The sequence below is a fragment of the Ruegeria sp. O5 genome (genome assembly GCF_056535105.1).
Window position 1 is genome coordinate 92,166 of record NZ_JBQERN010000006.1, and the last position, 16,700, is coordinate 108,865.

General features: G+C 58.0%; 22 protein-coding genes. 8 read left to right on the forward strand and 14 right to left on the reverse strand.

What is annotated here, in order from left to right; all coding sequences use genetic code 11:
* Nucleotides 1-4: 4 nt before the first annotated feature.
* Nucleotides 5-838, forward strand: a complete 834-nt coding sequence (kdsA, locus tag ACR0M3_RS10435; protein ID WP_267364357.1) for a 3-deoxy-8-phosphooctulonate synthase — start codon at nucleotides 5-7, stop codon at nucleotides 836-838.
* A gap of 15 nt (nucleotides 839-853) precedes the next feature.
* Entirely contained in the window at nucleotides 854-2,350 is a 1,497-nt protein-coding gene (locus ACR0M3_RS10440) for a phosphomannomutase/phosphoglucomutase (RefSeq protein WP_480910604.1), read from the forward strand.
* A gap of 47 nt (nucleotides 2,351-2,397) precedes the next feature.
* Here ACR0M3_RS10440 and ACR0M3_RS10445 read toward each other — a convergent pair whose 3' ends face one another.
* The gene (locus ACR0M3_RS10445; protein ID WP_480910606.1) at nucleotides 2,398-4,353 is read right to left on the reverse strand and encodes an AsmA family protein; all 1,956 of its coding nucleotides are present in this window, start codon (nucleotides 4,351-4,353) and stop codon (nucleotides 2,398-2,400) included.
* A 95-nt stretch (nucleotides 4,354-4,448) separates the two neighbouring features.
* On the opposite strand from ACR0M3_RS10445, the gene rimO reads away from it, so the two are divergent.
* Nucleotides 4,449-5,837 carry a 30S ribosomal protein S12 methylthiotransferase RimO gene (gene rimO, locus ACR0M3_RS10450; protein WP_480910609.1) on the forward strand — a complete coding sequence of 463 codons (1,389 nt, stop codon included), beginning with the start codon at nucleotides 4,449-4,451 and terminating at the stop codon, nucleotides 5,835-5,837.
* A 136-nt stretch (nucleotides 5,838-5,973) separates the two neighbouring features.
* Here the strand turns inward: rimO and ACR0M3_RS10455 are convergent, their stop codons facing one another.
* The gene (locus ACR0M3_RS10455; protein ID WP_209504738.1) at nucleotides 5,974-6,162 is read right to left on the reverse strand and encodes a hypothetical protein; all 189 of its coding nucleotides are present in this window, start codon (nucleotides 6,160-6,162) and stop codon (nucleotides 5,974-5,976) included.
* A gap of 227 nt (nucleotides 6,163-6,389) precedes the next feature.
* Here ACR0M3_RS10455 and ACR0M3_RS10460 point away from each other — a divergent pair, with 227 nt between their 5' ends.
* Nucleotides 6,390-6,632 carry a CDGSH iron-sulfur domain-containing protein gene (locus tag ACR0M3_RS10460; RefSeq protein WP_480773753.1) on the forward strand — a complete coding sequence of 81 codons (243 nt, stop codon included), beginning with the start codon at nucleotides 6,390-6,392 and terminating at the stop codon, nucleotides 6,630-6,632.
* Here ACR0M3_RS10460 and ACR0M3_RS10465 read toward each other — a convergent pair whose 3' ends face one another.
* The 5 genes from ACR0M3_RS10465 to ACR0M3_RS10485 form a co-directional block, all read right to left on the reverse strand.
* Complete coding sequence (locus ACR0M3_RS10465) at nucleotides 6,633-6,893, reverse strand: DUF6455 family protein (RefSeq protein ID WP_480487616.1); 261 nt, start codon at nucleotides 6,891-6,893, stop codon at nucleotides 6,633-6,635.
* Complete coding sequence (locus tag ACR0M3_RS10470) at nucleotides 6,893-7,162, reverse strand: DUF6455 family protein (protein ID WP_267366459.1); 270 nt, start codon at nucleotides 7,160-7,162, stop codon at nucleotides 6,893-6,895. Before ACR0M3_RS10470 ends, ACR0M3_RS10465 begins: the two co-directional genes overlap by 1 nt.
* A gap of 14 nt (nucleotides 7,163-7,176) precedes the next feature.
* A complete protein-coding gene (locus ACR0M3_RS10475; protein ID WP_480910610.1) occupies nucleotides 7,177-7,428 on the reverse strand; it encodes a DUF6455 family protein in 252 nt (83 codons plus the stop codon).
* A 68-nt stretch (nucleotides 7,429-7,496) separates the two neighbouring features.
* Nucleotides 7,497-7,865, reverse strand: coding sequence for a YigZ family protein (locus ACR0M3_RS10480; protein ID WP_480773754.1), 369 nt, complete (start codon nucleotides 7,863-7,865; stop codon nucleotides 7,497-7,499).
* A complete protein-coding gene (locus ACR0M3_RS10485) occupies nucleotides 7,862-8,569 on the reverse strand; it encodes a M48 family metallopeptidase (RefSeq protein ID WP_480773755.1) in 708 nt (235 codons plus the stop codon). The genes ACR0M3_RS10480 and ACR0M3_RS10485 overlap by 4 nt, the downstream gene beginning before the upstream one ends.
* 121 nt (nucleotides 8,570-8,690) lie before the next feature.
* Here ACR0M3_RS10485 and ACR0M3_RS10490 point away from each other — a divergent pair, with 121 nt between their 5' ends.
* The gene (locus ACR0M3_RS10490) at nucleotides 8,691-8,930 is read left to right on the forward strand and encodes a hypothetical protein (protein ID WP_267364243.1); all 240 of its coding nucleotides are present in this window, start codon (nucleotides 8,691-8,693) and stop codon (nucleotides 8,928-8,930) included.
* Here ACR0M3_RS10490 and ACR0M3_RS10495 read toward each other — a convergent pair.
* Nucleotides 8,927-9,202 carry a DUF167 domain-containing protein gene (locus ACR0M3_RS10495; RefSeq protein ID WP_480910613.1) on the reverse strand — a complete coding sequence of 92 codons (276 nt, stop codon included), beginning with the start codon at nucleotides 9,200-9,202 and terminating at the stop codon, nucleotides 8,927-8,929. The two genes, ACR0M3_RS10490 and ACR0M3_RS10495, sit on opposite strands and share 4 nt — an antisense overlap.
* A gap of 134 nt (nucleotides 9,203-9,336) precedes the next feature.
* Between ACR0M3_RS10495 and ACR0M3_RS10500 the strand changes: the two genes are divergently transcribed.
* Nucleotides 9,337-9,915 carry a nitroreductase family protein gene (locus tag ACR0M3_RS10500; protein ID WP_267364247.1) on the forward strand — a complete coding sequence of 193 codons (579 nt, stop codon included), beginning with the start codon at nucleotides 9,337-9,339 and terminating at the stop codon, nucleotides 9,913-9,915.
* Nucleotides 9,912-10,610: an EI24 domain-containing protein gene (locus tag ACR0M3_RS10505; protein ID WP_480910616.1), complete on the forward strand. Its 699-nt coding sequence runs from the start codon at nucleotides 9,912-9,914 to the stop codon at nucleotides 10,608-10,610. The genes ACR0M3_RS10500 and ACR0M3_RS10505 overlap by 4 nt, the downstream gene beginning before the upstream one ends.
* Nucleotides 10,611-10,616: 6 nt before the next feature.
* Here the strand turns inward: ACR0M3_RS10505 and ACR0M3_RS10510 are convergent, their stop codons facing one another.
* Both ACR0M3_RS10510 and mce read right to left on the reverse strand, forming a co-directional pair.
* Nucleotides 10,617-10,889: a DUF1467 family protein gene (locus ACR0M3_RS10510; RefSeq protein ID WP_267364249.1), complete on the reverse strand. Its 273-nt coding sequence runs from the start codon at nucleotides 10,887-10,889 to the stop codon at nucleotides 10,617-10,619.
* Nucleotides 10,890-10,913: 24 nt separating this feature from the next.
* Complete coding sequence (gene mce, locus ACR0M3_RS10515) at nucleotides 10,914-11,318, reverse strand: methylmalonyl-CoA epimerase (RefSeq protein ID WP_170346086.1); 405 nt, start codon at nucleotides 11,316-11,318, stop codon at nucleotides 10,914-10,916.
* 136 nt (nucleotides 11,319-11,454) lie between these two features.
* On the opposite strand from mce, the gene ACR0M3_RS10520 reads away from it, so the two are divergent.
* Nucleotides 11,455-12,174, forward strand: a complete 720-nt coding sequence (locus tag ACR0M3_RS10520; RefSeq protein WP_267364252.1) for a response regulator — start codon at nucleotides 11,455-11,457, stop codon at nucleotides 12,172-12,174.
* Nucleotides 12,175-12,354: 180 nt separating this feature from the next.
* Here ACR0M3_RS10520 and aspS read toward each other — a convergent pair whose 3' ends face one another.
* The 4 genes from aspS to ACR0M3_RS10540 all read right to left on the reverse strand — a co-directional run bounded on the left by aspS (nucleotide 12,355) and on the right by ACR0M3_RS10540 (nucleotide 16,607).
* A complete protein-coding gene (gene aspS, locus ACR0M3_RS10525) occupies nucleotides 12,355-14,130 on the reverse strand; it encodes an aspartate--tRNA ligase (RefSeq protein ID WP_267364254.1) in 1,776 nt (591 codons plus the stop codon).
* A 79-nt stretch (nucleotides 14,131-14,209) separates the two neighbouring features.
* On the reverse strand, nucleotides 14,210-14,881 hold the full coding sequence (locus ACR0M3_RS10530) for a CPBP family intramembrane glutamic endopeptidase (RefSeq protein ID WP_480910619.1): 672 nt from the start codon (nucleotides 14,879-14,881) through the stop codon (nucleotides 14,210-14,212).
* Entirely contained in the window at nucleotides 14,878-15,525 is a 648-nt protein-coding gene (locus ACR0M3_RS10535) for an aminotransferase class IV family protein (RefSeq protein WP_480910622.1), read from the reverse strand. The genes ACR0M3_RS10530 and ACR0M3_RS10535 overlap by 4 nt, the downstream gene beginning before the upstream one ends.
* A complete protein-coding gene (locus ACR0M3_RS10540; protein ID WP_480910625.1) occupies nucleotides 15,480-16,607 on the reverse strand; it encodes an aminodeoxychorismate synthase component I in 1,128 nt (375 codons plus the stop codon). Before ACR0M3_RS10540 ends, ACR0M3_RS10535 begins: the two co-directional genes overlap by 46 nt.
* Nucleotides 16,608-16,700: the final 93 nt, after the last annotated feature.

Sequence of the window (16,700 nt, forward strand, 5' to 3'; positions counted from 1 at the left end):
ACTCATGAAACATGTAAAAATCTCCGACCTGACAGTCGGCAACGACCTTCCGCTGACCATCATTGCAGGCCCTTGCCAGCTTGAAACGGCAGACCACGCACAGATGATTGCTGGCAAGATGAAAGAGGCCTGCGATGCAGCCGGCGCGCAATATGTCTTCAAGGCATCTTATGACAAGGCGAACCGGACCTCGCTGTCCGGCAAGCGCGGCATGGGCATTGATGCGGGGTTGCAGGTTCTGGACAGTATCCGCAAGACAATGGGCATACCGGTCCTGACCGATGTTCATACCGAAGCGCAGTGCGCCATAGCTGCCGAGGCGGTAGATGTCCTGCAAATCCCGGCGTTTTTGTGCCGCCAGACGGATATGCTGCTGGCTGCGGGCAATACGGGCGCAGTGGTTAATGTGAAAAAGGGTCAGTTTCTTGCGCCGTGGGAGATGCCCAATATCGTGTCCAAGATCGAAAGCACAGGCAACACGAATATCCTGCTGACCGAACGTGGCACTTCGTTCGGCTATAACACGCTGGTGGCTGATATGCGGTCCCTGCCGCAAATGGCCCAGACCGGATACCCGGTGGTGATGGATGCGACCCATTCCGTGCAGCAACCGGGTGGAAAAGGTGGCTCCTCGGGCGGGCAACGCGAATTTGCACCGGTCATGGCACGCGCCGCCGTGTCGCTGGGTATTGGCGCGGTGTTCATTGAAACACACCAGGATCCGGACAATGCCCCTTCGGATGGGCCCAACATGATTCCGTTGGATCAGATGCCCCAACTCATTGACACTTTGATGCGCTTCGATGCGCTGGCCAAAGCTGATCCTATTCAGATTTAACGACTGAGACTTGTTATGACCAAACCAATTCCCGAGGTAACACCAAACACCTGGAGTTTTCTGCGCGACGCGATGATCAAACCCACCGGGTTTCGCGAATATGACGCCCGCTGGAAATATCCGGAAGAGATCAACCTTCCAGGCATGACAGCGCTGGGCCTTGGGCTGGGTACCCAAATGCGCAGGCGCGGGATCGAACCCGTGATCGCCGTAGGAAACGATTATCGTGACTATTCACTGGCGATCAAAAACGCCCTGATCCTGGGATTGATGCAGGCCGGTATCCGCGTGAAAGACATTGGCCCTGCGCTTAGCCCAATGGCCTATTTCGCGCAGTTTCATCTGGATGTACCGGCCGTGGCGATGGTTACGGCCAGCCACAATCCAAACGGCTGGACTGGGGTCAAAATGGGCTTTGACCGCCCTTTGACACACGGCCCCGACGAGATGTCTGAATTGCGCGACATCGTTCTAAACGGCGAAGGTCAGGCGCATGAGGGTGGATCTTGGGAATTCGTCGAGGGCGTGAAGGAAGCGTATATCGACGACCTCGTCGGTGATTTCAAAGTGTCCCGCCCGCTAAAGATTGTCTGCGCAACCGGAAACGGCACCGCTTCGGCCTTTGCGCCCGAAATCTTCGAACGGATGGGGGTTGAGGTCGTCCCCAGCCATAACCGGCTGGATTACACTTTCCCGAATTACAACCCGAACCCCGAAGCGATGGAAATGCTGCATGACATGGCGGCAACGGTAAAATCCAGCGGTGCCGATCTGGCACTTGGGTTTGACGGTGACGGTGATCGTTGTGGCGTCGTCGATGATGAAGGCGAAGAAATCTTTGCCGACAAGGTGGGTGTGATCATGGCCCGCGATCTTGCCAAGCTGCACCCCGGATCGACCTTTGTCGCAGATGTGAAATCTACCGGCCTGTTTGCCAGCGATCCCGAGTTGCAGGCACTTGGCGTCAAGGCAGATTACTGGAAAACCGGCCACAGCCACATGAAACGGCGCGTCAAGGAAATCGGCGCGCTGGCTGGGTTCGAAAAGTCGGGCCATTACTTTCTGGCCGAGCCGGTCGGGCGCGGTTATGACTGCGGAATGCGCGTAGCGGTCGAGATCTGCAAGCTGATGGACCGCAACCCGGATCAAAGCATGTCCGACCTGCGCAAGGCGCTGCCCAAAACATGGTCAACGCCCACCATGTCACCTTATGCAGCAGATACCGAAAAATACGATATCCTGCAGCGTCTGGTCGACAAGCTCGTTGCCAAAAGCGAAGCTAGTGAGACATTTGCTGGCCGTGCGATCAAAGAGGTCGTTACGGTGAACGGCGCACGTGTCATTTTGGACAATGGCAGCTGGGGGCTGGTGCGGGCTTCATCCAACACACCCAATCTGGTGGTCGTCTGTGAAAGCAGCGAAAGCGAGGCTGAGATGCGGGCGATCTTTGCCGATATCGATGCGGTGATCCGAACCGAACCCGGTGTTGGCGATTACGACCAGACCATCTGAGGAAAACTGCTTGGGGCATATCTGATTGCCCCAAGCGCAACACTTGCTCAGTTGCCGCCAAACAGTTTGAGCAGCCCTTTCTTCGCCTCTTCTTCAAGCTTGTTCTTAAGCGCATCTTCGATCTGATCGCTGTCCGTGATGGTGGTATCCAGCTCGTTTCCAACCTTCTCGAAAACTTTCTGTTTCGCGTCGTTTTCCAGCTCTTTGACCTTCACATCTGCCGCCGCTTCGATGACCTTGGTCAGATCCGGCTTGATTGACGGGTTGCTCCACGGGCCAACGATACGCACAGGCACCGATATGCCCTGCCCCGAATTGGCCCGCAAAGCTACGGGCGTGAACAGATAATCGATATTGCGCGCACCCAGCCCCACGATCCCCTGACCATCGGCGCGAAAATTCTTGAGCGACATAAGCAGATCGTTATTCGTCAACACACCCTGATCGATGGCGAAGCTGGCCGACAGGCTGTTGAACACAGTCGTCCCGCCTGATCCGGTCCCCTGCCCCATAAGTCGATCCAGATCGAAACCGGATATTACCCCCGTCCCGACATCCAGATTTCCCTTACCGCTGAGAGAATGCATAATCTGATCCTCAGACTGACCTACACCCAGAAACTCAACGGTTCCTGCCGCGCTTCCCGACAGGCGTTCGACCCCGGCCAGTGTCGACAACGCCTGTTTCAGATCAATCTCACTTGCCGTCACCTTGCCGCCCACGGACAGGCCATTGCGATTGTTGGCAACCACCTGCCCATTCAACTGACCCGAAAACAACGTCGCGGGATGCATGGCAAGAACCGCCCGCGCGCGATCAAGTGTCAGCGTCAGGTCACTTTTCCCAAAGGTCATGCCGGGAACCGCGATTGAGTTGGCCGTCAGGCGAATATTGCCATTCGCCAAAGCCAATGCGGATGCGTCGATTGGGTCTTTTGACCAGCCTTCCTGAACTGGTGACGCAGGTTGAGACGCGCCACCCGACCCGGCGCCGGTTTCGGATATCTTTGACAGGTCAAGATCGCCCGCATCCAACCGTGCGACGATCTGAGGGGGATCGGAAATGGTGATATCCGCCTCTCCGACGAACTGGTTGCCATCCAACTGCGCTGTCATGCTCCGCAGGGAAATCCGACCGTCCCGCGTATAGGTCATTTGTGCAGAGATATCGGCAACGTTACCCAATCCCCACGGCACAGCCACACCCGCCTGACCGAAGGCCGCCAGCATCTTTTCCGTATCTCGGGTGGTGATCTTTGTGGTCCCGTCCATCTCTCCGGCCAGATTGACGTGGCCGTCAAAGCCTATCTCACCACCCGGTGCAGTCAGGGCCAGTTCAAGCGCGGTTACGGACCCTGCGGCAAAAGTTGGCAAGTCCGGGATCTTCAAATCAACCTGAACAGCACCTCCGGGTACAGGCATTGATGCTTCCATTACCATCGGCGCAGTGACCTGAGGCCAACTGGCCGACAAGGTGACATCAGGAAAATCCATCTGCGTGGCACCGTCTTCCACATAGATCAGTCGCGCATTATTTAGCTGCAACTCTTCCAAAGTTACGGCCGACGATGCGCCTGCCGGAACCGTCCCCGCAGACGGTGTGGCAGTCGCGGTGGTCACAGGCGCGCTCAGCCCCCAGTTTCCGCGCCCTTGCGAACGCTCCAGCCGCAGCACCGGGTTTTCCGCGAAAACGCGTTTGATCCGCAGATCCCCATTCAAAAGCGCAGCAGCATCCACGCCCACGGCAAGGCTATCAGCGCTCAGCATCGGCTCTGGCCCGGCCCAGCTGGCGTTCCCAAAACGCACCGGCCCGGTTTCCATACCCAGCACCGGCCAGAACGACAGGCGCACATCGCCGCTCAATGTCAGTTCGCGCCCTGTCTGGGCTTTGACCTGCTCGGCCAGAATCGCGCCAAGCTTGTCGCCGGGCATCAGCAATAGCGCGCCAATGACCAGCCCAACCACCGCCACAACAATAAACAGGATGCGTATCAGCCATTTCATGATCTGCTCTCCGCCTTTTGGCTTGTCTTTACCGCGATCATTCAAATCGCACGTCACATTTGCAAGGGGAAGCTTTCCCCACTATATGCCGCGCCATGACGACGAACCCGCCAAACCTCCGCCCTGACCTGGCTCCGGCCGCCCGGATCACCGAGACACCCCGTTCAAACCAGCCGACGATCGGCATGGTGTCGCTGGGCTGTCCAAAAGCTTTGGTCGACAGCGAACGCATTCTGACCCGGCTTCGTGCTGAAGGATACGGCATTTCGCCCGATTATGCCGGGGCCGATGCCGTCATTGTGAACACCTGCGGGTTCCTCGACAGCGCCAAGGCGGAATCGCTGGACGCAATCGGAGAGGCACTGGTTGAAAACGGCAAGGTCATCGTCACCGGCTGTCTGGGGGCCGAACCGGATTACATCCGCGAACACCACCCCCGCATCATGGCGGTCACCGGTCCGCATCAGTACGAACAGGTACTGGATGCGGTTCACGCCGCCGTTCCCCCTGACCCTGACCCGTTCGTCGATCTGCTGCCCGCCAGCAGCGTTCGACTGACCCCCCGCCACTACAGTTATCTGAAAATCTCCGAGGGCTGTAACCACAAATGCAAGTTCTGCATCATCCCCGATATGCGGGGAAAACTGGCCAGCCGTCCGGCCCATGCGGTTCTGCGCGAGGCGGAAAAGCTGGTCGAAAATGGCGTGCGTGAACTGTTGGTGATCTCGCAGGATACTTCGGCCTATGGGCTGGATCGGAAATACGATGTGAACCCGTGGAAAGACCGCGAGGCGCGCAGCCACATCACCGATCTGGCCCGAGAACTGGGTCAGATGGATGCCTGGGTACGGCTGCACTATGTCTATCCCTATCCGCATGTGCGCGAGTTGATCCCGCTGATGGCGGACGCCGGGTCCAACATACTGCCCTATCTGGATATCCCGTTCCAGCACGCCCACCCGGATGTTCTGAAACGGATGGCCCGCCCCGCCGCAGCGGCCAAAACTCTGGACGAAATTCAGGCCTGGCGCGCAATCTGCCCCGATATCACCCTGCGTTCGACCTTTATCGTTGGCTATCCCGGTGAGACCGAGGCCGAATTCCAAACCCTGCTGGACTGGATGGATGAGGCGCAACTGGATCGTGTCGGCTGTTTTCAATACGAAAACGTGGATGGTGCGCGCTCAAACGACCTGCCTGATCATGTTCCGGCCGAAATCAAGCAAGAGCGGTGGGATCGCTTCATGGAAAAGGCTCAGGCCATTTCAGAAGCCAAGTTGCAAGCTAAAGTCGGACAAACGCTTCAAGTAATCGTTGACGAAGTGGATGACGAAGCCGCCACCTGCCGCACCAAATCGGACGCGCCCGAGATCGACGGTAACCTGTTCATTGACGAGGGCTTCGAAGGCCTCAAACCCGGCGATATCGTCACGGTCGAAGTGGACGAGGCGGGGGAATACGATCTGTGGGGGAAACCCGTTTGACGCCAGTAACCTGCCCATAATGCCCTCGGGTGAATAGTTACCCCGTACAGCGCAGGTAGCAAAAAACCGCCAGAATGGCGGCGATAATTCCTGAAAATGGTGCAGGCGGTCCGCAATCAGACCGCCTGCGATAAGCTTACTGAGAAACCGGGTTGCAGACAGTCTGACCTGCTTCGGTTGTTGCCAGTTCATAGCCTGCCGAGCAGCTGGCCGAGCCATACTTGTCGTAGTCGGGTTGTACGTAAACAGGGGTCGGTTCTTCCTGCTGCGCACAAGCAGTCAGGACCAGGGCAAATGCGCCAACGGCTGCAAGTTTCAGTTTCATGTCCGTCAATCCTCTATTACTTTTCTGATATTGCCCAGCTTTTCGGGGCCGCCATCAGAATAAGGATTGAACGGCAATCTGGCAACAGCATCAATCACATCATTGTGAGACAGAGCGATTCCATGCCAGTTCGAAGCCCAAATGATGATCCTTGCGGCATTACAGCTACCTTTTTGTCTGCATCGTCCTAAACTGTGCGACGTTTCAGCCAAAGACGGAGAAGCCACATGTCAGACACACCCGTTATTGCCCAGAAAACCCCTTTTTCAGTCGAGGTTGTCGAAGGGAAAACCTATTTCTGGTGCGCGTGTGGAAAATCGAACCGCCAACCCTTTTGCGATGGCTCACATAAAGGCAGTGGGTTCGAACCGGTGAAATACACGGCCGAGACCAGCAAAAAGGTCTTCTTTTGCGGGTGCAAACACAGTGCAAACGCGCCGCTATGCGATGGAACGCACAAAGACCTTTGATCAACCTTTTAATCGGTTCAGTGTCTCTGAATTTGCACAGAAATCCGGGGCCGTATCCGCTGGATGCTGCCGCTGAGCCAGCCAGCTGGTGCATTGCGCATCACAGCCCGATGCGCGACAACGCGTGACCAGTTTGGCGTATTCTTCGGGCGACAGCCGCCCTTCGGCCATTGCTTCGCTCAGTGAAATTCCCATGCTTCGCGAGACAGAGCGCGTCAACCAAAAGTGCTTTTCGACCTCACCCAGAATATCCCGAGGCATCACGCGTCCTCCGCTTGCAAAGCTTTGATGGCCTTGAAACGCTCACGGTTTGGGCATGTGCATGGGGCATGATCAATCTGTTCGCGCCGTTCCAGCCACTCTGGGCAGGTTCTGGCCCAGGCACAGCCTCGGCATTGCTGCACGATCTCGGCCCAATCCTCATGTTTCAGGTGACCGTCCCGATAGGCTGCGGCCAGGTCGGTTCCTGTGACCTCGCCCATCCGCAGTACCAGGCGCAGGTGGGCCATGATTTCACCGAGACGTGGCATGGCGAACCTGACAGTTAAGGCATCAATTTGTGCAGTAACTCCTGGTTACGGCAATATTCAGGTGTCCGCGCAGCGGTCGCCATTTTCTTAAGCAGATCCTGACAATGATCCGGGTTCGGACAATCGGTACATCGCAGAACTGCGTCAGAAATCTGGTCGACAGATAGCTTGCCGCCAATGGCTGCTTCCTCAAGATCGATGTCCAGCATTCTGGCCATATCGTCCACCAATCCGGCATGAAGCCGCAAGGACTCTCGGGTGGGCATGCTATATCCTTTCCCTTTCGCGCTTTACGAAATCCTAGCGCATCCGGAAGGTCAGACTTTGATACAGGTCAAGATTGGACGCCGATGTGGTCCAGATAGGCCCGGGTTGCATCCTGAACGCGGCGAAAGCGGTCCCCGCCCAGCTTTTTGCCTCCGTACCAGCGGGTGACGATGATCACGTGATTGTCCAGCCCTGCACGCTCGATCATCCGCAGGATTACCATACCGGCGCCGCTCTCCCCATCATCGGCCTTCAGCGCGCCGGTCGGCAAAGAGGCGGCCCAGGTGTTATGTGTGGCCTTGGCATAGGATTTATCGGACTTCAGTTGGTCCAAAACCGCGTCGACGTCCGCGCGTGACGCCACAGGCGCGCCAGATACCGCATATTTCGACCCGCGATCCGTCAAAATCACGCCAAGGCGCACAAGATCGGTCATTGCGTCAGTCCCAGTTGTGTCGCGGTTTCAAGCACGATGTGAACGCGCTGCGCGTTTGGCGGGTGGGTGCCCAGAAACCTGTCACCGGGATCCGGAATGCGATCAAAGAACTTTGCCCCGATCAGCGGGTTGTAGCCCGCATTATGTGTAATGATCGTGCCCATCTGGTCAGCCTCAAGCTCAAAATCCTTCACATAAGCCTGAACACCAACCTGCGCCCCAACTTTCTGGGCCTCTTCTATGTCGGCGGCGTCGCCCCCGCGCAGCTTTTCCGCCTTTCCGAACTCAGTTGCGCTTGCGCTGGCATTTTCGCTTTGCCGTGCGATGTGGCCCAGCACGTGATGGGCCGCCTCGTGCCCCATGACAAAAGCCAGTTCATCTGCATTTTGTGTGGAACGGATCATCGCAAGTGTAAAGATTATGGTGGGTTGCTTCTGGTCGTCCAATGTCTGAAACGCATTGGCCGGCGCACGTGGGTTCAGATCAACGAGAACCCGGAAATCGCATTTCTGAGGCCTTGATTGTTTCAAACACTGGCTGCGAGCCTCGGCCCCAATGTTCTGGCTGACTTCGCGAAAGGTCTGGGCCATGGTTTCGGACTCCGGCCCTTCACCCAGCCAATCCGCGGCGGGTTGCACGCGCAATGCACCTTCCGCACAGGCCGCAAGCAGCAGGGGAAGCACCAAAACAAAGCGTCTGCGCATGTTACATCCTTCGGCTCGGTCTGACCGTGATTTCAACATAGTACGTGCTGTTCAGAGTAACCACACAATGCTTTGAAACGAACGTCTTGCATTGCGCGTCGACGGCTTGCACTCTGTCCTTATGTTTTCGATTGAGCATGAATTCGACTCGACGGTCATAACGCTTGTGGACGAAGGTGAAAAACCTTTGCAAGAGGATGTTGTGATCAACAATTTCGCCGAATGCGTCACGCTGGAACAGTTTGATCCGCGAACCGACCAGGTGCAAAAGATCACCTTGTCGCCCGAACAGGTCCGCGATCTGGCCGCAGCGCTGGACCTGCCCGAGGGTGTTTACCAGATCCGTGAAACGGGGCCTTAGGGCATATAGACAAACACCTTGTTGCGCGCGGTTTGCCCCTGCTTGAGTGTCAGTGTCGAAGGGGCAACGCCAAGACATTTCGCAAGGATCACCTGAACCGCATGGTTGGCTTTGCCGCTGTCAGGCGGTGCCGTGACAAATACCCTGATCTGCCCGTCTTTCACGACCACCCGGTCGCGCGCGGCCTTGGGTGTAACTTTCAGATGAAACGTTGCCCCGGCGTGCGCCTGCGCGCTGAGATCCGGCAGATCCCGTAGTTTGGATTTCGCCATTGTCGCCCCTTCCCTCAATAGTCTTGCATGATGGGCGGTGGAATGAAATTGATCCACGCGATCCGTCGCCGCGCCCTTGAAACCCTCGGCATGCCGACCAAGATACAGAGACGTGATGTAAAGGAAGTTAACATATGTCCATGAAAAACCCCGCTGCTCTGGAGTTTTTGCAGTCGCGCCGGTCCCGACCCGCCAAGACACTGGTTGCCCCGGCTCCGACACGGGACGAATTGCGCCCCCTGCTGACCGCAGCCGCACGCAGCCCCGATCACGGAAAACTGGAACCCTGGCGATTTATCGTTCTGGAACAGGGGGCCATGGCACGGTTGGCAACCTTGACCGAGGCCTGCGGGCAAAGGCTGAACAAAAGTCCGGAAGATATTGCAAAAGCACGCAGCCAATTTGACATGGGACATCTGGCCGTAGCCGTAATCGAAGTACAAAAACCGTCCGAAAAAATACCTGCAATCGAACAAACCTATTCTGCGGGCGCGGTCTGTCTGGCCCTGCTGAATGCCGCGCTGGCCGCAGGCTGGGGCGCAAACTGGCTATCGGGTTGGCAAACCCATGACCACGACTTCTGCGTCGACGCCTTTGGGCTTGCCGACAACGAACGTGTCGCCGGGCTGATACATATCGCCACCGAGGGAACAGCGCCACCCGAACGCCCGCGGCCCGATGTGGCAGCCTTGACGGAATGGATCACAGAATGATCATCCTGAACGCCTTTTTCAGCGCGCTCGGCCAAATCGGAGATCCCAAATTCCGCGCCGTTCTGCTGCGCGGTGTAGGTTTGACCATCCTGTTGCTGGGTCTCGCCTGTGCGGGTGCGATCAGGTTGATCAACTGGTTGTCGGGCAGTGAACTCTCGCTGCCATTTGTCGGCGCAGTGCCATGGCTGAATGACGTTCTGAACTATTCAGGTATCGTTCTCGTCCTGATCCTGCCTGTTTTCCTGATGGTGCCGGTGGCGTCAGCCATCACATCGATCTTTCTGGACGAAGTGGCACAGGCCGTCGAGGACAAGCACTTTCCAGCCTTACCACCTGCACGACGCATCCCGGTGTCAGAAGCCCTGTTGGACGGCCTCAGCTTTCTTGGCGTGCTGATTGTCGCAAACCTGCTGGCGCTGATCCTCTATGCGATCTTCACCCCGTTTGCGCCCTTCATCTTCTGGGCCATGAACGGGTTCCTGTTGGGGCGGGAATACTTCACGCTGGTTGCAATGCGCCGGATCGGACGGGACGGCGCACGCCAATTGCGAGCCAGGCATTCGACCACGATCTGGGTCGCTGGAACGCTGATGGCCATTCCGCTGTCGATACCGCTGTTGAATCTGGTGATCCCGATCCTTGGCGCGGCGACATTCACCCATATTTTTCATGCTGTGTCAGGCCAAAAGGTCTGACACAGATTAGCGCGGCTCCAGTTGGTTCAGCCAGTCGAAGTCCCGCACTGAAATCACACCAGATATGATGATCCCGGCAATGATAGCCCACAAAACCACAGCAATGGCGGTGGTGATCCACATCTTTGCCTTCAGATGATGGACTTCCGGCGCACCCGCATGGGTGCCCGGAACGATATCGTTCAGGTCACCCTGAGTTTTGATGCGAATGGGCAAAACCACTAGCAACGTCATGAACCAGATGACGGCAAACAGCACCAATGCAGCAGTAATGGTCACTTCAGCCCCTCCGGGTTTTGCGGATCATACCTGTTCCAGCTCGACAAGGCAGCCGTTGAAGTCCTTGGGATGCAAGAACAGCACCGGCTTGCCATGCGCGCCGATCTTGGGCTCCCCCGACCCCAGAACACGGGCACCGGTCGCTTTCAAATGATCACGGGCGGCGATGATGTCTTCGACCTCATAGCATACGTGATGAATACCGCCTGCCGGGTTCTTTTCCAGAAACCCGTTGATAGGGCTGTCGTCGCCAAGCGGGTACAAAAGTTCGATCTTGGTGTTGGGCAGTTCGATGAACACAACCGTGACGCCATGATCCGGCTCGTCCTGCGGCGCGCCAACCTTGGCGCCCAGCGCATTGCGGTACTGTTCGGATGCCGCCTCAAGGTCGGGTACGGCGATGGCAACGTGGTTCAGACGCCCAATCATGTCTCACTCCTGATGTCCTGCGTTGCGTGGGTTATGGGGGCTGCTCTGCAAAAGGACAAGTGCGCCAAATCGCGCGTTAACGTCGTGTTAGCCAGAAGTTCCTAGCGTGAAGCATCTGCTGGATAGGAGAGCTGCCATGGACGATTCGGGCCTCATTGCCACCACCGCCGCCACGCCCACCGCAACGCGGCCCTTGCTGGGACAGACAATTCTGGTTGTTGAAGACAGCCGATATGCCTGCGACGCGATCCGCCTGATGTGCCTGCACAGCGGCGCACGCATCCGACGCGCTGACTGCCTGAAATCGGCACGGCGACACCTGCAGATCTATCGCCCCTCGGTCATTCTGGTCGATATGGGCCTGCCCGACGGGTCCGGAGCTGACCTGATCGCCGAACTGGCCGAAGCTTCACCACGGATCAGCGTGATCATGGGCCTGTCGGGCGATGACGCTACCGAAGGTCTGGCGTACGCAGCCGGAGCGGATGGATTTCTGTCCAAGCCGATAAAATCATTGTCTTATTTTCAGAAGTCCATTCTGGAGCGCCTGCCCGAAGATCGACGCCCAAGCGGGCTCCACTCGGTTCGCGACGAAGTCATCCGACCCGACCCGATGGCTTATCAGGACGACATGGCGCATATCGCCGATGTCCTTACCGGGCCCAACGATCATCGCACATGGGATTACGCCGCCCAGTTTCTGCAAGGGGTCGCACGGGAAGCCGATGACAGACCGTTGGCAGAAGCCGCCCGAAAGCTGGCGCTGTCACGGGCGAACGGCGCACCGATCACGGCGCAGGCAGCGCAGGTCGCCGGCATGGTGCAGAACCGTTTGGAACAAAGAAAGGCGATTTGACGTGATTGCAGCTTATTTCATCACTGCAACGCTTCTGTGCATCTGGGCCTATCGCCAAACACGGCAGACTGCACGCTCAATTCGTGTCAACCGAGGCGATTTGAACAACCCACTGGACTGACCCGCGAATACGCACCGGCACCAAAATGAAACCGCCCGCTGAATGCGGGCGGCTCTCGTTCAGTCCTGCGGGATGAGGCGCAAGCCCAGTTCCATCAGCTGATCCGAGGTCGGGTCTGAAGGTGCGTCCATCATCAGATCTTCGGCCCGCTGGTTCATAGGGAACATCATGACCTCGCGGATATTGGCCTCATCCGCCAACAGCATCACGATCCGGTCGATCCCAGCGGCGCAGCCACCGTGCGGCGGCGCACCGTAGTGGAAGGCGTTGAACAGAGCGCCAAAGCGGGATTTCACTTCATCCTCGCCATAGCCTGCCAGTTCAAAGGCCTTCAGCATGATTTCCGGCTTGTGGTTCCGGATCGCACCCGACACCAGCTCATATCCATTGCACGCGAGGTCATACTGATACCCGCGCACATCCAGCGGATTGCCCTGTAGCGCTTCCATGCCGCCCTGCGGCATCGAGAACGGGTTGTGCTCAAAGTCGATCGCGCCGGTTTCTTCGTCTTGCTCGTAGATCGGGAAATCAACGATCCAGGCAAAGGCAAAGCGGTCTTTCTCGGTCAGCCCAAGCTCGTCGCCGATCACATCGCGCGCCTTGCCTGCAACCTTTTCAAAGGCTTTCGGCTTGCCGCCCAGGAAAAACGCCGCATCGCCGACACCCAGACCCAATTGCTGACGGATAGCCTCGGTCCGCTCGGGGCCGATGTTCTTGGCCAGCGGGCCTGCGGCTTCCATCCCTTCGCCCTGATCGCGCCAGAAGATGTAGCCCATACCGGGCAGACCCTCTTTCTGGGCAAAGGCGTTCATGCGGTCACAGAACTTGCGGCTGCCACCGGTTGGCGCGGGGATAGCGCGAATTTCGGTGCCTTCCTGTTCGAGCAGCTTTGCAAAAATCGCAAAACCAGACCCGCGGAAGTGGTCGGAAACCACCTGCATCTTAATTGGGTTCCGCAGGTCGGGCTTGTCCGTGCCGTACCACAGAGCCGAATCCTTGTAGGAAATCTGCGGCCAGTCCTGATCGACCTTGCGACCGCCACCGAACTCTTCGAACACACCGGTCAGAACGGGCTGGATCGTGTCGAACACGTCCTGCTGCTCGACAAAGGACATCTCGAGGTCAAGCTGGTAGAAATCGGTGGGTGAGCGGTCGGCGCGCGGGTCTTCGTCGCGGAAGCAGGGCGCAATCTGGAAATACTTGTCGAAACCCGACACCATAATCAGCTGCTTGAACTGCTGCGGGGCTTGCGGCAACGCGTAGAACTTACCCGGATGCAGGCGCGACGGCACAAGGAAGTCACGCGCGCCTTCGGGTGAGGACGCGGTGATGATCGGCGTCTGGTACTCGCGGAACCCCTGATCCCACATACGCTTGCGCATGGAGGCCACCACGTCCGAGCGCAAGGTCATGTTGCGCTGCATCGCCTCGCGTCGCAGGTCGAGGTAACGATAGCGCAGGCGGGTTTCCTCGGGGTATTCCTGATCGCCGAACACCATTAGCGGCAGTTCCTCGGCGGCCCCCAGAACTTCCAGTTCGCGCACGTAAACCTCGATCTCACCGGTGGGCAGTTTCGGGTTCACCAGTTCGGCGGCACGCGCCTTGACGGTTCCGTCGATGCGGATGCACCATTCGGAACGCACCTTTTCAAGCGCAGCAAAAGCGGCGCTGTCGCCGTCACACAGGATCTGGGTTACGCCGAAATGGTCGCGCAGGTCGATGAACAGGACGCCCCCATGATCTCGGACCCGATGCACCCAACCGGACAGGCGAACGGTTTCACCGACATTAGCGGCGGTCAGTGCGGCGCAGGTGTGGCTGCGATAGGCGTGCATGGATCATATCCCTTCGGGCGCAGAATTCGTCGCGCCGATACACCCTGTCAGGCCCGGAAAGTCAAGGCGGGTCGCCCTGTCAAAACGGCCTTTGCACGTTGCCTGAGTAGAAATAGACACCCAGCCCGACCGCAAAGATGATATTGCCCGCAATCGCGTGCAGCAGCACCGCGTAGAAGAACGAACCGCGCTGCCTGTAGGCCCATGTAAACAGCAGCCCGCCCGCAAATGTCATGAGGGCGACAGTCCAGCTCCAATACATCAGATGCGCGAACGAGAAGATGGCAGCATTCAGCACATAAGCCGCACGCCCCTCTGGCAGGATCGAGTGATAACGCCGGAAGAACAGTGGGCGGAACAACAGTTCCTGAGGCAGTGCAGACAAAACAGGATAACCGATCCAGATAAGCGCCAGCATCTCAGGGCGGTGTATCAGCAGAAGAAATGCGGCGTCGGGGCGTGTCACCTGAATCAGCCCGACGCAAAACACGGACATGAAAGCGGTAAACAGCACAACTTCGCGAAGCGACCAGTTGGCCCAATCATAGCGCAACTCGGCCCATTGAAAGCCCGGTGTCCAATGCAGCAGCATGATCCCCAGCCCGGTCAGGGCAAACAGAGCCGGAAACATCCAGTTCGGTGGAAACAAAACCGCGATGATCAGCGGCAGGACAACATAGAACAGGCCGAACTCAACCCTTAACCGCGGCAATGCAACCGGCGGTCCGACCATCGCGCTGTCTTTGGTCACGTGTCTATCAGCTCCACCCGAATCAGCCCGCGCAATGAATTGCCCATGTAGGCAGTTTGTGCATTTTTCAGGTCGCTCAAGGTCAGCACGGCCTCAGACACCGTTCCTTTATCCAGTAATTCTTCGCGCAATATGCCAGGCAACAGACCGCTGGACAGCGCAGGTGTCAGAATACGACCGTCCTGTTTTTCGACGAAAAGGTTGCTGATGGTGCCCTCACACAGCTCATCAAGCTCATTCAGGAATAGCACCTCGTCTATGCCATCCGTCAGCGCGGCGCGAGTATTGTCGTAAAGGGCGCGGCGGCTTGTCTTGTGACGCAGCCAAAGATCATTGGATGCCAGCCGCTGTTCGGACAGGGCGATGCGCCAGACCGGGAGATTGTTGGCCAGAACCCCGGTCGTCAATTCGAACGCACCCGATGCGTCCAGTGTAAGGCGGCACCGCAAGGGAGTGTCGCCCAACGCGCCATCCAGCGCGGCGGTCGCTGCATCCGGGTTAAAGGTAAGGCCAAAGGCCGCAGCGGTTCGGGCCATGCGCGCAAGGTGACGGTCTTTTCGGACAAAGCCCCGACCTGGCCGAAAGGCCAGCGTTTCGATCAGGCGGAAATCAGGCTCAGCTGGCGGGCGAAGCGGGCTTTCCATAGCGCCTCCTCATATTCTGCCGGGGCGGTGCTGTCCCAGACAAGGCCCCCGCCCACGTTCAGGGTGGCCTGATCGGCTTCCAGCATCAGCGTACGGATGGCCACGTTGAACTCGGACCGGCCATCAGGCGCGGCCCAGCCGATGGTGCCACAATAGATGTCGCGCGGCCAGGGTTCCAGCCCGGCCAGAATTTCCATGGCGCGAATTTTGGGGGCGCCCGTGATCGAGCCGCAGGGAAACAACGCCGTCAGTATATCGCTGAGCCCTGCGCATTTGAGCAACTGGGCACGGACAAGGGAAACCATCTGATGCACTGTCGCATAGGTTTCCACCTTGAACAGTTCAGGGACATGAACGGAACCGGGCAATGCGACACGGCTGATATCGTTGCGCAGAAGATCGACGATCATCAGGTTTTCCGCCCGGTTCTTTTCGTCCGTGGTCAGAAACGCCCGGCGCCGCATATCCTCATCCGGGTCTTCGCTGCGCGGCTGGGTGCCCTTCATCGGTCGAGTCTCGATCTTTCCATCCGCGTCTGTGCGGAAGAACAACTCTGGCGAGCGGCTGAGCAAATCCGGCAACCCGACCTGCTGCACCAGCGCACCATGCCCAACGGGCTGCCCCGCTGCCAGTGCCGCATAAAGGGTTTCACTGCTGCCCGAGACGGTCAGGTCAATCGGAAAGGTCAGGTTCGCCTGATAGATGTCACCGGCACCGATGGCATCATGCACCACTTGAAAGGCTTCGCCATAGCGCGCCTCGTCCCAGCGCGGCTGAAACGCGCGCACCTCGCCTGCGGGCGTCGGTAAAGAAACCCGATCCGGCGCGCCGTAAACTCCAAAGCACAGCAAGGGCAGCCGACGCGATTCCGGCAAAAGTTTGATCAGCCGGGGTTCAAGCACATATCCCAGTTCATAACTGGCATAGCCAGCCAGCCAGGCGCCGCGCGCGCGCGCCTCATCCAGCGCCGCCAGAGCCTGGGGCACGTCCTCCGCCGTATCCGCGCGGATAATCCGAGACGGGCGCTGAAACCGGGTTCCGCGACCGGCTGGTCCCTGATCAAAACGAATACGCAACTGCATCCTCTTTTGCCGTGAAGGGCGATATAGAGAATACTCTGGCAGGGGAAAGGGGGGAAAGCGGCAATTTCGCTTCTGTTTCCGATACCCCTTGAA

Coding starts and splice junctions, on each gene's coding strand:
- kdsA (WP_267364357.1), top strand. CDS start 5: ATGAAACATGTAAAAATCTCCGACCTGACAGTCGGCAACGACCTTCCG.
- ACR0M3_RS10440 (WP_480910604.1), top strand. CDS start 854: ATGACCAAACCAATTCCCGAGGTAACACCAAACACCTGGAGTTTTCTG.
- ACR0M3_RS10445 (WP_480910606.1), bottom strand. CDS start 4,353: ATGAAATGGCTGATACGCATCCTGTTTATTGTTGTGGCGGTGGTTGGG.
- rimO (WP_480910609.1), top strand. CDS start 4,449: ATGACGACGAACCCGCCAAACCTCCGCCCTGACCTGGCTCCGGCCGCC.
- ACR0M3_RS10455 (WP_209504738.1), bottom strand. CDS start 6,162: ATGAAACTGAAACTTGCAGCCGTTGGCGCATTTGCCCTGGTCCTGACT.
- ACR0M3_RS10460 (WP_480773753.1), top strand. CDS start 6,390: ATGTCAGACACACCCGTTATTGCCCAGAAAACCCCTTTTTCAGTCGAG.
- ACR0M3_RS10465 (WP_480487616.1), bottom strand. CDS start 6,893: ATGCCTCGGGATATTCTGGGTGAGGTCGAAAAGCACTTTTGGTTGACG.
- ACR0M3_RS10470 (WP_267366459.1), bottom strand. CDS start 7,162: ATGCCACGTCTCGGTGAAATCATGGCCCACCTGCGCCTGGTACTGCGG.
- ACR0M3_RS10475 (WP_480910610.1), bottom strand. CDS start 7,428: ATGCCCACCCGAGAGTCCTTGCGGCTTCATGCCGGATTGGTGGACGAT.
- ACR0M3_RS10480 (WP_480773754.1), bottom strand. CDS start 7,865: ATGACCGATCTTGTGCGCCTTGGCGTGATTTTGACGGATCGCGGGTCG.
- ACR0M3_RS10485 (WP_480773755.1), bottom strand. CDS start 8,569: ATGCGCAGACGCTTTGTTTTGGTGCTTCCCCTGCTGCTTGCGGCCTGT.
- ACR0M3_RS10490 (WP_267364243.1), top strand. CDS start 8,691: ATGTTTTCGATTGAGCATGAATTCGACTCGACGGTCATAACGCTTGTG.
- ACR0M3_RS10495 (WP_480910613.1), bottom strand. CDS start 9,202: ATGGCGAAATCCAAACTACGGGATCTGCCGGATCTCAGCGCGCAGGCG.
- ACR0M3_RS10500 (WP_267364247.1), top strand. CDS start 9,337: ATGTCCATGAAAAACCCCGCTGCTCTGGAGTTTTTGCAGTCGCGCCGG.
- ACR0M3_RS10505 (WP_480910616.1), top strand. CDS start 9,912: ATGATCATCCTGAACGCCTTTTTCAGCGCGCTCGGCCAAATCGGAGAT.
- mce (WP_170346086.1), bottom strand. CDS start 11,318: ATGATTGGGCGTCTGAACCACGTTGCCATCGCCGTACCCGACCTTGAG.
- ACR0M3_RS10520 (WP_267364252.1), top strand. CDS start 11,455: ATGGACGATTCGGGCCTCATTGCCACCACCGCCGCCACGCCCACCGCA.
- aspS (WP_267364254.1), bottom strand. CDS start 14,130: ATGCACGCCTATCGCAGCCACACCTGCGCCGCACTGACCGCCGCTAAT.
- ACR0M3_RS10535 (WP_480910622.1), bottom strand. CDS start 15,525: ATGGAAAGCCCGCTTCGCCCGCCAGCTGAGCCTGATTTCCGCCTGATC.
- ACR0M3_RS10540 (WP_480910625.1), bottom strand. CDS start 16,607: ATGCAGTTGCGTATTCGTTTTGATCAGGGACCAGCCGGTCGCGGAACC.